Source organism: Streptomyces iconiensis, assembly GCF_028657195.3.
Taxonomy (GTDB): domain Bacteria; phylum Actinomycetota; class Actinomycetes; order Streptomycetales; family Streptomycetaceae; genus Streptomyces; species Streptomyces iconiensis.
Window position 1 is genome coordinate 20075 of the sequence record NZ_JANCPR020000075.1, and the last position, 14193, is coordinate 34267.

Genomic DNA, 14193 nt, shown 5'->3' on the forward strand with positions numbered 1-14193 from the left:
GGGAGAGGGCTGCCCCTTGTCGTGCGTCGCAGGCTGCCGCTGCGTCGTGGCTTGTCGCGCCCCCGCGGCGGAGCCGCATACAGGAACACGGCCCCGCGCTCCTTTGGGGCGCGGCCCGTTAGACGTCCAGTTGGTCGGCCACCGCGCGGAGCATGCCGGCGATCTTGCGGCCGTGGGTCTTGTCGGGGTAGCGGCCCCGTTCCAGGGACTGGGAGACACCGTCCAGCAGTGTGGTGAGGTCTTGCACGATGGAGGCCAGTTCGTCTGGTTTGCGGCGTTGGGCTGCGGCGACGGACGGGGCCGGGTCCAGGAGAGCCACGGAGAGTGCCTGGTCACCCCGCTGTCCGGCGACTACACCGAACTCCACACGCTGGCCCGGCTTCAGCGCTTCCACGCCTTCAGGGAGCACCGACGAGTGCACGAAGACGTCGCCGCCGTCGTCGCGGGAGAGAAAGCCGAAACCTTTCTCACTGTTGAACCACTTGACCTTGCCGGTAGGCACGTCTGTCCTCGTCCTCGTACTCGTCCGGAAACACCGGGCTGCGGCTGCTGAAAAAGGCTCTGCGCGGGGTGGGGCAGCGGAGTGCGAGACGCCCCCCGAACCCCCGGAATAGCAGTTGAGCGGGTCCTGAGACCCGCCACCATCAAGGTTAATGGCCCGAAGCCCGGTGACAAGGTGCCGCCGAGTGGTTCCTCCGTGCGCCTGTCCACCGACCTACCCTGTGCGAGTGAACACTGAAACTCCCTCCGCCGGTGATCTTCTCGTACGAATCGGCGGAATCGTCTTCCTGATCGGCGCATTGGCCACCATCGTCACGGTCGCCCCCTTGTTCCTGGGGACGGAGCCCTTCCCCGCGCCTGCGTACTTCGTCTGCATGCTGATGGGCGCCGGCTTCGTGCTGGCCGCTGCCGGAGTCGTCCGCGGGGCCATCGCCCAACGCCGGGCCGCCCGCTCGGCGACCTAGCGCGTGCCGGGTCCTGCGCCTATCCGTTGAGTCCGTTGGCCTTCAGCCAGGCGGGAAAAGCCGTGAGGTCGGGCAGGACGGTGTCGGCGCCTGCGGCGCGCAGTTCGTCGGCCGAGCAGGGTCCCGTCGCCACCGCGACGGAGATCACACCTGCCGTTCTCGCGCCGCGTACGTCCCCGATGTGGTCGCCGACGTACGCGGTGGCGCCGTGTGCGAGCAGGGCCTGGGCCTTGCCCTCGGCCCACAGTTCGCCGATCACCGCGTCGGGCCTGATGTCCAGGTGCTCCAGGTGCTGCTTCGCGTTGCCCTCGTGCTTGGCCGTGACCACGACGGATGTGCCGCGCGCCTCCTGTACGGCGGCGATGGCTTCGCGCGCGCCCGGCATCGGGAGCGTGGGGGGTACGGCGTAGCTCGGGTACAGGGCGCGGTAGCGGTCGGCCATGGCGGGGACCTCGTCCTCGGGGAACCAGTGCGCCAACTCCTCGGCGAGCGGCGGGCCGAGGCGGGTGATGGCGAGGTCGGCGTCGATGTGCACGCCCGTCCTGGCGGCCAGTTCGACGTAGGCGGCGTGGATGCCGGGCCGGGAGTCGATCAGGGTCATGTCCAGGTCGAAGCCGATGGTGGGGCCGCTGCGGGCAGCGGGTGCGGAGTGGGTGTGGGACGAAGCGTGCGAAACCATGGCGATCATTGTGCCTTGCCGTACGGCTTAGACTTAGGGCCGCCTTACCTTCGCCCTTCCCGTGACGTAGCGAGGACCGATGCCCGCCGCTGTACCCACCACCTCGCAGGACGGAGCACGCTCCGGAGGCGGCGGTTCGGCGGCGGGCGGCGCCGGGCACACTCCGCGCCGTGCCGTCCTCGCGCGCCGCCTCGCCTGGGTGCTCGCCGCGCTGGGCGCGCTCGCGCTGGCCGCGCTGCTGAGCCTGGCGCTCGGCAGCCGTTCGATCGCGCCGGCCGAGGTGTGGCACATCCTGCTGCACGGCGGGGACAGCAACGCGGCCGAGGTCATACGCACCATGCGGGTGCCGCGCACCCTCGTCGGCGTCATGGTTGGCGCCGCGCTCGGTCTGGCGGGGACCGTGATGCAGGGCATCACCCGTAACCCCATCGCGGAACCCGGCATCCTCGGCATCAGCCAGGGCGCCTCCGTCGGCGTCGTGTGCGCCATCGCCTTCGCGGGCGTCCATTCGCTCAGCGGCTATGTGTGGTTCGCGTTCGCCGGGACCGGGATCGCGGCCGTCGCCGTCTACGCCATCGCCGCGCGGGGGCGCGGGGGCGCGACTCCCGTCAAGCTCGCGCTCTCGGGGGCCGCGATCAACGCGCTGCTCGTCGCCGTCGTCTCCGGCATTCTCACCACGCAGGCGGCGGCGATGGACGAGTTCCGCTTCTGGCAGGTCGGTTCGCTCTCCGACCGGGACGCGGAGATCGCCGCACAGATCTGGCCGTTCCTCCTCGTGGGCCTCGTCCTCGTCTTCGCCGTCGCGCGGGGGCTCGACGCGCTGGCACTGGGCGAGGACGTCGCCAAGGGGCTCGGGCAGAGCGTCGCCACCGTGCGCCTCGTCGGAGGGCTCGGCGCGACCGTGCTCACCGGCGCTGGGGTCGCGGCTGCCGGGCCCATCGCGTTCGTCGGGCTGGCCGTGCCGCACATCGCCCGCGCGCTGGTGGGCGGCGACCACAGGTGGCTGCTGCCGATGGCGGCGCTGCTCGGGCCCGTTGTCCTGCTGGTCTCCGATGTCGTCGGGCGGCTCGTGATGCGGCCCGGTGAGGTGCCGGCCGGCGTGATGACCGCGCTGATCGGGGTGCCGTTCCTCGTAGCCCTCGTACGCCGTCGGGGGGTCGCGGCATGAGTACCGTGACGCGCCCCGCCGGATACGCCCTCGCGCGGCGGGGCCGCGGTTCGTGGCTGGTGCACAAGCGGGCGGCCGGCACCGTGGTGGTGCTCGCGCTGGCGCTGTTCGCCGCCGTCGTGGCGAACCTGACGCTCGGTGAGTCGACCGTCTCCCCCACGGAGGTCGTGAAGGTCCTGTTCGGGCAGCCGTCCCCCGACGAACTGGTCGTCGGCACCCTGCGCATGCCCCGGCTCGTGGTGGGCCTGATGGCGGGTGCGGCGCTGGGCGTCGCGGGTGCGCTGATCCAGACCGTCGCGCGCAATCCGCTGGCGAGCCCGGAGATCATCGGCGTGACGCACGGTGCGTCGGCGCTGACGGTCGGCGCGATGACGTTCGGCGTCACCTCGTACGCGGCCCTGCCGTATCTGTCCGTGACGGGCGGGCTCGTGGCGGCGGCGCTGGTGTATCTGTTCGCGTGGCGCGGCGGGCTGCACGCGACGCGCTTCGTGCTGATCGGTATCGGCTTCTCGGTGGCGCTGCGTTCGGTGACACAGCTCTTCCTCACCAAGGGCGACTACCTGGTCGCGCAGCAGGCGAAGGTGTGGATGACGGGCTCGCTCAACGGGCGCGGCTGGGACCAGGCAGGACCCCTGGCGATCGCGCTCGTGGTGATGCTGCCGTTCGTGGTGTGGTCGGCGTGGGCGATGCGGAACGTCACGCTGGACGACGACACGGCGACGGCACTGGGCGTCTCACTGGGCCGCAACCGCCTGCTGCTCGTCATCACGGGTGTCGTACTGGCCTCGGTGGCGACGGGCGCAGCGGGGCCGATCGACTTCGTGGCGCTGCTGGCGCCGCAGATCGCCCGGCGGGTGACGCGAACGGCGCAGATTCCGCTGCTGTCCTCGGCGCTGCTGGGCGCGTTCGTCGTCACGCTGGGGGACCTGCTGGCCCGCAAGCTGTTCGCGCCGACGGAGCTGCCCGTGGGTGTGCTGACGGCCGCGGTCGGCGCCCCGTACCTGATCTGGCTGATCGTGCGGACGAGCAGTGGCCGCACCAGCCGTAGCCGCAGTGGAGCCGCGCAATGAGCACTTCTTCGAGCACCCCCTCCGCCGGGAGCACTCCCTCCCCCGGGGACGCCGCCCCCTCCACCAGCTCCACCAGCCGCCTCGCCGCGCGCGGGCTGACGCTCGCGTACGAGGACCGTACGGTCGTCGAGGAGCTGGACCTGGCGGTACCGGACGGCGAGATCACCGTCGTGGTGGGCCCGAACGCGTGCGGTAAGTCCACGATGCTGCGGGCGCTGGGGCGGCTCCTCAAGCCGCGCGGTGGCTCGGTGCTGCTGGACGGCGAGGAACTGTCGCGCATCCCGACCCGGACGATCGCGCGGTCCATCGGCCTGCTGCCGCAGTCGCCCGTGGCGCCGGAGGCGATCACCGTCGCCGACCTGGTCTCGCGCGGGCGCCAGCCGCACCAGCGGTGGTGGCAGCAGTGGTCGGAGGAGGACGAGCGCGCGGTCACGGACGCCATGGAGCGTACGGATGTGACGGCGCTGGGCGACCGGCCGGTGGACGAGCTGTCGGGCGGGCAGCGGCAGCGGGTGTGGATCGCGATGGCGCTGGCCCAGGAGACGGATCTGCTGCTGCTGGACGAGCCGACGACCTATCTGGACATCGCGCACCAGGTCGAAGTGCTGGACCTCGTACGCCAGTTGAACGTGGACCGGGGGCGCACCGTCGTCATGGTGCTGCACGACCTCAACCAGGCGGCCCGGTACGCCGACCACCTCGTCGCCATGAAGGAGGGCCGCCTCGTCGCGCGGGGCCGCCCCGGCGAGATCGTCGACGCGACGCTGGTGCGCGAGGTGTTCGGGCTGGAGTCCGTCGTCGTCCCGTGCCCCGTGACGGGCGATCCCCTCGTCGTGCCCGGCCCTCCCCGCCAGTCGGCCGCCGCCGGCATTCCCGCCCCTTCGGGCACCCTCACCTCTGGAAAGGCACCCTCATGAACGTCACCGGACGGGCCGCGGCGACGGCCGTGGCGCTCGCCTCCGCGCTCGCCCTGTCGGCATGCGGCTCCGGCTCCTCCGACAGCGCCGACACGGGCGGCAAGGGCGGGGGCACGCACACCGTGAAGACCGCCAACGGCCCGGTGAAGGTGCCCAACGCCCCCCGGCGGGTCGTCGTGCTCGACACCGCCGAGCTGGACTCGGCCCTCACCCTCGGCGTGAAGCCGCTGGGCGCGACGACGGCGCTGCCGGGCAAGCCGTTCCTCGGCTACCTGCCCCAGGACAAGCTCAAGGGCATCGAGAACGTCGGCGTCATCGCGCAGCCGAACATGGAGAAGGTCGCCGCGCTCAAGCCCGATCTGATCCTCACCAACAAGGAGCGGGACGCGGACCGTTACGACGAACTGTCGAAGATCGCGCCCACGGTGATGACGAAGACGACGGGCTACCCCTGGAAGCAGAACTTCCAGGTGCACGCCGACGCGCTCGGCAAGAAGGCCGAGGCCAAAAAGGTGCTGGCTGACTACGCGGACCGTACGAAGAAGGTCACCGAGGCGCTCGGCGGCGAGAAGAAGGCCGCCTCGATCAAGACGAGCGTCATCCGCTTCCAGGAGGGCGCCGACACCCGCATCTACGGCAAGAAGGCGTACATCGCCACGCTGCTCGACGATGTCGGCCTCGGCCGCCCGCCCGTCGTCAAGCAGGCGAAGTCCTACGGCGGCCTGGCACTGGACGTGAGCCCCGAACAGGTCGACAAGGGCGACGCCGATGTCGTCTTCTACACCTCCTACGGCAGCCCCAAGAAGTCGGGCGAGGCCAAGTCCGTGAACAGCCCGCTGTGGAAGAACATGCGCGCCGTGAAGGAGAAGAGGGCCTTCCACGTCGAGGACGAACTGTGGATCCAGGGCATCGGCTACACCGCCGCAGCCAAGATCCTCGACGAGATGCGGGCCGATCTCACGAAGTGAGGGCCGGCTTCGCGGGGTGAGGGCCGGCTTCACGGGGTGAGGGCCGGCTTCACCAGGTGAGGCCGGGTCGGTCACACATAATGCGGGGAGGAGGTGGGGTGCCGTGTCAGTCATGGACGATCTGGTCAGAGGCGTTGTCCCCGAGGGCTACAAGATCGAGCTGTTCGAAGGACGCGTCATCATGACACCGCGGAGCCCGGAGCAGGACTGGACCGTGTCGGACGTCCGAGATGCCGCCAAGAGCGCCGGTATCTCCCGGGACCGGATTCTCAGCGACGTCCTGATCAAGTTTCCCGGCGAGAACGACGCAGCGCCGGACCTCACGATCATCACCGGTGGAGCCACCCGCAGCGGCAACAGCTTCACCTGCGTGGATGTTCTGGCCGTCGTCGAGATCCCCTCGGAGCCGGACGACGAGAAGGACTACGTGCGCAATGTGCACAAGTACAGCCGTTACGGCATCCCGAGCTATCTGATCGCCGACCCGTTCCGGCGCGTGTGCACGCTGATGACCGAGCCGCATGCGAATGGCTACGGATCCACCGAGGAGATCCCGTACGGGGAGGAACTCACGCTGCGCCTCGTCACCGGCGAGACCGTACGCGTGGACACCGGCTCGTTCCCCGTCCGTGAGGACCCGGCAGGTCACTGACCGGAGCGGGGCGGGGCCCTGTCCGGGGCTGGCACCCCTTACCGGAGTGGGTCTAGTGCCACCCCTGGTACGGGAGTTGGTCCCCTCGTGCCGGGAGGCGCGTGTTGGTTGGGTGTGGTCAGCAACGGATCACGTCGACGAGGGGATGACCATGGATGGTGGCGGACGCGTGAACGGGCGTAGCAGGGCCGGGCGTTGGGGCACGGCGGCGGTGACGGCGGCTGCGGTGCTCGCCGGGTTCGGGGTCACGCAGCAGGCGAGCGCGGCATCGGCGTCGGCGTCCGCTTCGGCGTCCGCGTCGGCGTCGGCGGGGGACGGCGGGCGGCAGGCGGGCAAGGCCCATCGTGTGCTGGAGGCCGATGTGCGGGCCGTGCGGGAGGCGGGCGGGGGCAAGGTCAGAGTGCTGGCGCAGGCGCGGGACGGGCGGAAGTCGGTACGGGCCAGAGCGGGCGCGGGTACGAAGGTGCCGTGGGACGCGCGGTTCCGGGCGGCGAGCACCACCAAGACGTTCACGGCGACGGTGGCGCTGCAACTGGCGGCCGAGGGCAAGCTGTCGCTGGAGGACACCGTCGAGAAGTGGCTGCCCGGCGTGGTCGCGGGGAACGGGAACGACGGCTCGCGCATCACCGTACGTGACCTGCTCCAGCAGACGAGCGGGCTGTTCGACTATGTCGAGGACCCGGAACTGACCGGCGCGCTGGGCGACTTCGAGAAGGTCCGGCACGACGCGACCCCGGCCGAGGACTGGGTGGCCCTGGCGATGCGGCACAGGCCGCTGTTCACGCCCGACCACGCGAAGCCCCGCTGGGCGTACTCGAACACCAACTACCTCGTCGCCGGAATGATCATCGAGAAGGCCGGCAAGCTGCCCTGGCGGGAGCAGGTCGAGCACCGCGTGATCGCCCCGCTCGGGCTGCGCGGCACCTCCGTGACCGGCGCGAACCCCTTCATGCCAGGACCGCACACCCGGGTCACGCTGCCCTCGCCCGACGGCAGGGGCCTCGATGTGACGGAGCACAGCATCCAGCACGGCGCCGACTCGGCCGTCATCAGCACCACGGCCGACGTGAACGCCTTCTACCGCGCCCTGATGACCGGAAAGCTGCTGCCCAAGGCCCAGTTGGACGAGATGAAGCGCACCGTCACCAGGACCGACGACCCCGACGACCTCGCCTCATGGCCCGAGGGCGGCTACGGTCTCGGGCTGCGCCGGCAGCCGCTGTCCTGCGGCGGCGACTACTGGCATCACGAGGGCGACGGCTTCGGCTCGTACACCCGTACCGCCGTCACGCCCGACGGCCGCCGCTCCGTCGCCGTCTCCGTCACCAGCAACGGCGGCGTCCCCGACCAACCCCGCCTCAACAAGGCCACCCGCGCCCTCGCCGACCACGCGCTGTGCGAGGGCAGGCGCCGCTGAGGGCCCCCTTCGCGGGGGTGTGCTCACGCGGTGCGCCCACATGGTGCGCGGGACGCGGCGGGCGGCGGCACGCGGGGCAGGTTCGGCGGCGGCACGCGGGGCACGGTCGGCGGCGGCACGTACTCATGGTGCGCGGGCCCCGGACAACGACGGCACGCTCACACAGCCGCCGAACCCTCGGGGTGCGGTGACCCGCAGTCACCAGTCACCGGCGGTCACCAGGCGGTGCCCACCAGCCACCAGCCACCAGCCACCAGCGGCGAAAGCGCCGCACGGTAAGCGGGCACGGCTGTCCGGCAAGGGCCGCCCGGCACCACCCGCCCCCTCACGTCGCGTCCCCGGTCAACGCAGTACCCCCGCTTCGAGCGCCGCCGCGACGAAGGAGGCGACCAGGGGGCGGCGGTCCGTCTGCGACCAGGCGAGGACGAGGGCGCTGTCCGGGGCGTCCGTCACGGGCCGGTAGACCAGGTCAGGGTGCTGGGGCCGGGCCAGGGAACGCGGCAGTACCGCGACGGTCCGGCCCAGCCGGATCAGCTGCGTCACCTGGGCGGCGTCCGAGACCTCGGGGCCCTCCAGCCCCTCGGGAGCCCCTGTCCAGCGCACTCCCTTCCAGCGCGGCAGCGTCTCCTGGGCGAGGTCGGCCAGACTCAGTTCGGCGCGGGAGGCGAGCCGGTGGTCCTGGGGGAGGATCGCGACGCGCCCCTCGACCGCCAGGACCTCGTGGTCCAGGCCGGTCATGTCGTCGAACGGCGCGTACAGCAGAGCCACGTCGGCCCGCCCGTCACGGACGTGGTCGGCGCGGTCGGTCGCCCCGCCGAAGAGGATGTCCACCTGCCGTGCGTCAGGCCGGCGCGCGTAGGCGGCCAGGAGCCCCGACAGGAGGTCCGCGTCTCCCCCGGGCTTGATGACCAGCCGCAGATGCGCCTGCCGGTCACCGGCCTGGCGCGCTTTGTCGGCAGCGGCGGCGACCGCGTTGAGCGCGTGCCTGCCGTGGTGGAGCAGCGCCTCGCCTGCCCTGGTGAGGGCGACGTGCCGGCTGGAGCGCTCCAGCAGCTTCACCCCGAGCCGTGACTCAAGCCTCCGTACGGCCTTCGACAGCGCAGGCTGGGCGATCGCCAGCCGGGCGGCGGCACGGCCGAAGTGCAGCTCCTCGGCCAGCGCGACGAAGTACTCCAGCTCACGTGTCTCCAGATCGACCATGGGGGAAGGGTAGCGCTGGATTGATTCCTGTCAGGCATCGAACGAGAACGAAGAGATCTTGGACGCGTCACCGGAATGCCAGTTCACTGGGGTCATGATTCACCACACGATGATCGTTGCATTCGACGAACCTATTCCTGCGAGCGAACTGGACGAGTACCTGAAGGAGTTCGAAGAACTCGTGACGGGCTCCGGCCTGGTCGAGACGTTCGCGGCCGGGCACCACATCCGCGTCCCCGGTGACGACCACGCGCCCGTGGCCGTCGCCAGCGCGGTCCTCCAGCTCGGCCTCGCCGACCTGGACGCCCTCAACGCGACCTTCACGATGCCGGGGGCCGCCGACCTGATCAAGCGCTGGCAGAGCCGCCACCCGTACAAGGCGATCTGGGTCAACCATGAGCCGCTGGCATGACTGGTCACGCGGCCGGTTACGCACACCAGGCCGGCCTGGTCACCGGCGCCGGCAGCGGGATCGGGCGGGCCGCCGCGCGGGAGTTCGCGCGGCGCGGTGCCGCCGTCGCCGTCCTCGACCTCGACGGGGCCGGTGCACGGCGGACCGCCGAACTGATCGCGGAGGAAGGCGGCAGAGCGGAGGCGATCTCCGTCGACATCGCCGACGAGCGCTCCGTCCAGCAGGCGGTCACACGCGCCGCGGAGACGTTCGGCGGGCTCGACTTCGCGCTCAACAGCGCCGGTATCCCCTCACACGACCGGACGCTGCCCGAGATGCCGGTCGAGGAATGGGAGCACATACTGCGGGTCAACCTGACCGGCACGTTCCTGAGCATGAAGTACGAGCTGCCCGCGCTGAAGCGGCGCGGGGGCGGCGCGATCGTCAACGTCGCCTCCAACGGCGGCCTGTACGCGATCCCCGGCGCACCGGCGTACGTGGCGAGCAAGCACGGTGTCGTCGGCCTGTCCAAGGTGGCCGCCGTGGACCACGCCCCGGACAACATCCGGGTCAACGCGCTGTGCCCGGCGCTGACGAAGACCGCCATGTTCGAGGGGGTCGCCGGGGCGGGCGCCACGGCGGACGTGGCCGGTACGGAGATGGCCCGGCGGCAGGCAGCCGCCACCCCACTCGGCCGTCTCGCCGAAGCGGAGGAAGTGGCCGCCGCAGCCGTGTGGTTGTGCTCGCCCGAAGCCTCCTATGTCACCGGGACCGCCCTGTCGGTCGACGGGGGCCGTCGGGCCTGACCGACCACCCCCTGGCGGCTCCCTCGTGGGCGAGGGAGCCGCCACCCGGTGTTGCCCTCCTGCTCCCCTGCTCCCCGAGGCAACGGGCCCACCCCTGCCCCTCTCTGTCCCGCGCGCCGTAACAGGGCGGTCGCCAGGGGCGCTAGTTGTCCGGGACGGGCTCATACGGCTCGCCGGACCGACCCCGGCGATGCCTGCCTTCCGAGACCCCCTCAACCGCCAACTCGGCCCACACGCACTTGCCCCCACCCTCGATGTCGGTCCCCCACCGGCTGGCCAGCGCCTCAACGAGGGCCAGGCCACGGCCCCGTACGTCGGTTTGCGCCGCGCTGCGGAGCCGGGGCAGCGCACGGGAAGCGTCCACCACGCCGAGGCGTACGCGGCCCTCGCCCGTTCGCGTGACGGTCACCCAGAGTGAGTGGCTACGGGTGTGATGCACGGCGTTGGCCACCAGTTCGGTCACCACCACAGCGCCGTCCTCCACCAGTTGCTCCAGCCCCCAACCGACCAGCACCCCGCGCACCAACGCCCGCGCGGCCCCCGCACTCTCCGCCTCGCGGGGCAACACCTCGGACCGGCACGCCTGTTCAGCCCCGACCCGGAAGACGCTCATCCGTGCTCCTGCCGCTTGTGCCGTACGAGCAGCACGTTCGCGTCCGTCGCACCGCTGTAGTCCCGCTCGCGGTACGCACGCCCGCGCCGCCGACCGTATTCGCCGCACACCGGGCACCCCGGTACGGGTTCCGGCCAGCGCGGCGGGGGTGTGGGGGTCTGAATGAGCATCGTGACCTCTGTGTGGGATCGATGACTATGCGGCCCGCCCCATCAGGGCTGGGCGGGGCTCCTCCTTCTGGCGGCCGTCGGGGCTGGTCCAGCCCACGACGGCCGTGTTCAGTCAAACGACGCGCAACAACAGCGCGTGAGGAAAAGGCAGCGGCGCGTGCGAGTACGGCAACCGGAAATTTTGAGAGCGCTCGCTTCTTTCCGATCCGGTGACGTGGCTACCGTGGCGCCGTGCAGGGGAACAAAATCCTCAAGGCTCGAATGACGGAACTCGGCTTCACCCAGTCGGAATTGGCGGAGACCGTGAATGCCGACCTGCGGGCCGCCGGGTACGAAGGGACCGTCAGCGACCGCACGGTCCGTAACTGGCTGACCGGAAAATCCCGCTGGCCTCACCTGCGGCAGCGGGCCGCGCTGGAGGCAGTATTCGACTGCCCCGTGACCGAACTGGGCTTCGCCCCGCGAGGAGACGTCTCCCCGCGCAGAGCCCCACCGGAGGACCCTGTGCAACGCCGTCGTTTCGTCAGCGCCACGGCCGGTGCGCTGATGGGCACAGCCGCCAACACGCCCGCCCACGGGGCCCAGCCGCGCGTCGGCTCCGGCGATGTGCAGCGGTTGCTGTCCAAGTTCGCGGTCGTCGTCGCCAGCGACCACCGGTACGGCGGCAAACTCACCATCGAGACCCAAGCGTCGGCCCTCGCTGGGGAGGCCATAGCGCTTCAGGCACGCGGCACCGCAAGCCAGCGCGTTCGTGGCGCCCTGTACGGCTGCGCCGCGTCCTTCACCTCCAGTGCGATGTGGGCGGCCATCGACGGCCGCCGCTTCGACACGGCACAACGCCACTTCGAGCGGGCAGCCAGCTTGGCCTCGATGTCGGGAGACTCGACCATCCAGTTCCGCATCTGGTCCCACGCCGGAAGCATGTACCGGCACATGGCCCGCCCGGCGGATGCGCTGGCCACCAACGACGTCGCCCGCCGCCTGCCGATCGCACGCCGAGACCCCTTGTTCGCCTCCCTCGGCCACGCCCGGCACGCCGCCATCCTCGGCCTGACCGGAGACACCAGAGCGGTACGTCAGGCACTCGGGCATGCCGAGGATGCACTTCAGCAAGCTGAGCCCGGGACCCGACGCCCGGTATGGATGACCGCGTTCTACGACCGGGCCGAATTGGAGAATCTTGCGCTCGCCGCGCACCTGGCGCTGGGCGACTACGAAGGCGCGGAGGCGTACGCACATCGCAGCCTGGCTCTCCTCCGCCCTGAGATGCAACGCACACGGGCCATCACCACCGCCCGACTGGCACACGCCCAACTCGGACAGGGCGACTTGGAACCCGCTGTCACGACTGCCATGGCCATCCCGTTCGATCCTGTCGGCCAGCATCCGCGCGTGGAAGGCATGCTGCAGAGCTTTGGCGAAGCCTTGCACCTGATTGCGCCGTCCAGCCCGCACACCCGTGGCTGGGACGCGTACGCCCGAGACAGCAAGAGGCATCTGCTATGACCAGTGACGGCATTGAACTGCGCCACACCACCGACATCGAGTGCGTGTGGGACACGCTGATCGATGTCTACTCAGAGGTGCGCGCGGCCCAACTCCACCAACCGCACTACTCCGTGGAGCGCTACGGAGAACGACTCGCCCGCCACGCCGCCGAACCGGGCTGGGAGGCAGTCATCGGCTATGACGGTGACGAGCCCGCAGGCTACGCATACGTCAACACCATCGAGTCCGGCGACCGGTGGTGGCACCGCATGGCCACGCCGCTGCCCAAGGGCACCACCAGCAGCCCTACGGTCGCACTCAAGGAGATCATGTTGCGCACGCCCTGGCGCGGCACCGGCCTCGCACGCCGCATCCATGACGAACTCCTGGCCCACCGACCGGAAGAGCAGGTCACCCTCCTCGTAAACCCTCAAAGCGGCGGCGGCAAGGTCAAGGCGCTTTACGAGCGTTGGGGGTACCGAGGCATCAGCACACAACAGCCCTCGTCGGACGGGCCCGTCCTCACAGCCATGCTGCGCACCGTCCGGCCGCATAACTGAGGAGAGTTGGGGTCACCCCGTGCCCCCGTTGTTGTCCTGTGGTCTTACCCCAGGTTCCCGTTCAATATGGGGCTTCGCCCCTGGCCCCCGTTGGCCTCGCCGGCCGGGCGTCGGGGGGCTCCTCCCCCAGACTCCGTCCGGGGGGACCCCCACCCGGCAATCCCCCCGCCAAAAGGGGCTCCGCCCCCTCTGGACTCCCCCGCCCGTATCGGGTGGGGCCCTGAAGTGTCTGGGGGCGGAGAGAAGTGCGGGCAGGACTTCAGGGTGGGGGCGGATACGGGGGTGGAGGTCATAAGAAGAACATTCTCTGGGGGAGGGTCACAGATACATCTCTTCTGCCCTCAGACCTCGTACCGGACCGTGAACCTCACTACTGTCATCCCACTTCAAGTCAGGGGGGATCATGGCAAATCCGTATACAGGGCCCCAGCCGCCACAGCGGCCCTGGGTGCCGCCTGGGGGGCCGCCGCCCGGGGGCCGGCCGCCGGGCTTCGGCCCGCGTTGGGCGCGTAAGCGGTTCGTACTGCCGGGGATCGGGCTCGCGTTCCTCCTCGGTATAGGCATAGGGGTGGGGGACGACGGGAGTGCGGATGCCGCGTCCGGTTCGGATGCGCGGCCGACCGCCACCGCGACGGTGACCACCACAGCAAAGCCGACCACCACTCCAACGCCGAAGGCGGAAGCTGAGGCGGCGAAGCCGGAACCGGGCCCAACCGTCGAGGTCACCAAGACGGTGCGGGCCACCGAGACGGTACGCAGCACCGTTACCGCGCGGCCCCCGGCAGCGAACGGCGACGGTGGGGGCGGTGGCGGCCCGGCCGTGGCGTTCGGAAACTGCTCAGAGGCCCGCGCCGCCGGCGCCGCCCCCGTCCACAGAGGTGAGCCAGGGTACGGGCCCCACCTCGACCGGGACGGCGACGGAGTCGGGTGCGACACCTGACCCCGTAGAGGGAACGCGGCAGGCCCGAGGTGTCTTTCACCATGCTGCAATCACAAGAACTCCAGGGCCCCACCCGATACGGCCGGGGGAGTCCAGAGGGGGCGGAGCCCCTTTTGGCGGGGGGATTGCCGGGTGGGGGTCCCCCCGGACGGAGTCTGGGGGAGGAGCCCCCCGACGCCCGGCCGGCGA

General features: G+C 70.8%; 17 protein-coding genes. 12 read left to right on the forward strand and 5 right to left on the reverse strand.

The window, feature by feature from the left end; genetic code table 11:
• Positions 1-118: 118 nt before the first annotated feature.
• On the reverse strand, positions 119-502 hold the full coding sequence (locus NMN56_RS40550; RefSeq protein ID WP_274045021.1) for a cold-shock protein: 384 nt from the start codon (positions 500-502) through the stop codon (positions 119-121).
• Positions 503-728: 226 nt separating this feature from the next.
• Here NMN56_RS40550 and NMN56_RS40555 point away from each other — a divergent pair, with 226 nt between their 5' ends.
• Positions 729-965, forward strand: coding sequence for a hypothetical protein (locus NMN56_RS40555; protein WP_274045020.1), 237 nt, complete (start codon positions 729-731; stop codon positions 963-965).
• A 19-nt stretch (positions 966-984) separates the two neighbouring features.
• Here NMN56_RS40555 and NMN56_RS40560 read toward each other — a convergent pair whose 3' ends face one another.
• Positions 985-1644 carry an HAD family hydrolase gene (locus NMN56_RS40560; RefSeq protein WP_274045019.1) on the reverse strand — a complete coding sequence of 220 codons (660 nt, stop codon included), beginning with the start codon at positions 1642-1644 and terminating at the stop codon, positions 985-987.
• A gap of 79 nt (positions 1645-1723) precedes the next feature.
• Between NMN56_RS40560 and NMN56_RS40565 the strand changes: the two genes are divergently transcribed.
• The 6 genes from NMN56_RS40565 (at position 1724) to NMN56_RS40590 (ending at position 7836) form a co-directional block, all read left to right on the forward strand.
• The gene (locus tag NMN56_RS40565) at positions 1724-2812 is read left to right on the forward strand and encodes a FecCD family ABC transporter permease (RefSeq protein WP_274045018.1); all 1089 of its coding nucleotides are present in this window, start codon (positions 1724-1726) and stop codon (positions 2810-2812) included.
• Complete coding sequence (locus NMN56_RS40570; protein ID WP_274045017.1) at positions 2809-3882, forward strand: FecCD family ABC transporter permease; 1074 nt, start codon at positions 2809-2811, stop codon at positions 3880-3882. The genes NMN56_RS40565 and NMN56_RS40570 overlap by 4 nt, the downstream gene beginning before the upstream one ends.
• Positions 3879-4799: an ABC transporter ATP-binding protein gene (locus tag NMN56_RS40575; protein WP_274045016.1), complete on the forward strand. Its 921-nt coding sequence runs from the start codon at positions 3879-3881 to the stop codon at positions 4797-4799. The genes NMN56_RS40570 and NMN56_RS40575 overlap by 4 nt, the downstream gene beginning before the upstream one ends.
• Positions 4796-5767: an ABC transporter substrate-binding protein gene (locus NMN56_RS40580; RefSeq protein WP_274045015.1), complete on the forward strand. Its 972-nt coding sequence runs from the start codon at positions 4796-4798 to the stop codon at positions 5765-5767. The genes NMN56_RS40575 and NMN56_RS40580 overlap by 4 nt, the downstream gene beginning before the upstream one ends.
• 112 nt (positions 5768-5879) lie before the next feature.
• Complete coding sequence (locus NMN56_RS40585) at positions 5880-6419, forward strand: Uma2 family endonuclease (RefSeq protein ID WP_274045080.1); 540 nt, start codon at positions 5880-5882, stop codon at positions 6417-6419.
• Between the two features lie 169 nt (positions 6420-6588).
• Positions 6589-7836: a serine hydrolase domain-containing protein gene (locus NMN56_RS40590; RefSeq protein WP_280842833.1), complete on the forward strand. Its 1248-nt coding sequence runs from the start codon at positions 6589-6591 to the stop codon at positions 7834-7836.
• Positions 7837-8178: 342 nt separating this feature from the next.
• Here NMN56_RS40590 and NMN56_RS40595 read toward each other — a convergent pair whose 3' ends face one another.
• Positions 8179-9036, reverse strand: a complete 858-nt coding sequence (locus tag NMN56_RS40595; RefSeq protein ID WP_274045013.1) for a LysR family transcriptional regulator — start codon at positions 9034-9036, stop codon at positions 8179-8181.
• A 94-nt stretch (positions 9037-9130) separates the two neighbouring features.
• Between NMN56_RS40595 and NMN56_RS40600 the strand changes: the two genes are divergently transcribed.
• Together NMN56_RS40600 and NMN56_RS40605 are read left to right on the forward strand one after the other, a co-directional pair.
• Positions 9131-9448, forward strand: a complete 318-nt coding sequence (locus NMN56_RS40600; protein ID WP_274045012.1) for a hypothetical protein — start codon at positions 9131-9133, stop codon at positions 9446-9448.
• Positions 9445-10233 carry an SDR family NAD(P)-dependent oxidoreductase gene (locus NMN56_RS40605; protein WP_274045011.1) on the forward strand — a complete coding sequence of 263 codons (789 nt, stop codon included), beginning with the start codon at positions 9445-9447 and terminating at the stop codon, positions 10231-10233. The genes NMN56_RS40600 and NMN56_RS40605 overlap by 4 nt, the downstream gene beginning before the upstream one ends.
• A 142-nt stretch (positions 10234-10375) precedes the next feature.
• On the opposite strand, the gene NMN56_RS40610 is transcribed toward NMN56_RS40605, so the two are convergent.
• Positions 10376-10846 carry an ATP-binding protein gene (locus NMN56_RS40610; protein WP_274045010.1) on the reverse strand — a complete coding sequence of 157 codons (471 nt, stop codon included), beginning with the start codon at positions 10844-10846 and terminating at the stop codon, positions 10376-10378.
• Complete coding sequence (locus tag NMN56_RS40615; RefSeq protein WP_274045009.1) at positions 10843-11016, reverse strand: hypothetical protein; 174 nt, start codon at positions 11014-11016, stop codon at positions 10843-10845. Before NMN56_RS40615 ends, NMN56_RS40610 begins: the two co-directional genes overlap by 4 nt.
• A 231-nt stretch (positions 11017-11247) precedes the next feature.
• On the opposite strand from NMN56_RS40615, the gene NMN56_RS40620 reads away from it, so the two are divergent.
• The 3 genes from NMN56_RS40620 to NMN56_RS40630 all read left to right on the forward strand — a co-directional run bounded on the left by NMN56_RS40620 (position 11248) and on the right by NMN56_RS40630 (position 14004).
• Positions 11248-12522 carry a helix-turn-helix transcriptional regulator gene (locus tag NMN56_RS40620; RefSeq protein WP_274045008.1) on the forward strand — a complete coding sequence of 425 codons (1275 nt, stop codon included), beginning with the start codon at positions 11248-11250 and terminating at the stop codon, positions 12520-12522.
• Positions 12519-13064 carry a GNAT family N-acetyltransferase gene (locus tag NMN56_RS40625; RefSeq protein WP_274045006.1) on the forward strand — a complete coding sequence of 182 codons (546 nt, stop codon included), beginning with the start codon at positions 12519-12521 and terminating at the stop codon, positions 13062-13064. Before NMN56_RS40620 ends, NMN56_RS40625 begins: the two co-directional genes overlap by 4 nt.
• Before the next feature lie 403 nt (positions 13065-13467).
• Complete coding sequence (locus tag NMN56_RS40630; RefSeq protein WP_274045005.1) at positions 13468-14004, forward strand: excalibur calcium-binding domain-containing protein; 537 nt, start codon at positions 13468-13470, stop codon at positions 14002-14004.
• Positions 14005-14193: the final 189 nt, after the last annotated feature.